Below are 241 nucleotides of genomic sequence, written 5' to 3'. Positions count from 1 at the left end.
GCTATACGCCGGACGGCGGCAAGATCGTCGTGTCGTGGCGGCGCGAGGGCGCGCAGGGCGTGTTTTCCGTCACGGACAGCGGCTTCGGGATTCCGGCCGCCGACCTGCCGCGGCTCACCGAACGCTTCTACCGCGTCGATCGCAGCCGTTCGCGCGACACGGGCGGCACGGGCCTCGGCCTCGCGATCGTCAAGCACGTGCTGCAGCGGCACGATGCGCATCTGTACGTGCAGAGCGAGGA

1 protein-coding gene is annotated in these 241 nt (G+C 70.1%); it reads left to right on the top strand.

Features of this window, described 5'->3' with window-relative positions:
• On the top strand, positions 1 to 241 hold a 241-nt coding region (locus tag AAEY83_RS18125), incomplete at both ends, for an ATP-binding protein (RefSeq protein ID WP_351061481.1).

It is taken from the genome of Psychrobacter sp. TB20-MNA-CIBAN-0197 (genome assembly GCF_040309765.1).
GTDB lineage: Bacteria > Pseudomonadota > Gammaproteobacteria > Pseudomonadales > Moraxellaceae > Psychrobacter > Psychrobacter submarinus.
This window is presented reverse-complemented; position numbering and strand designations above follow the sequence as displayed.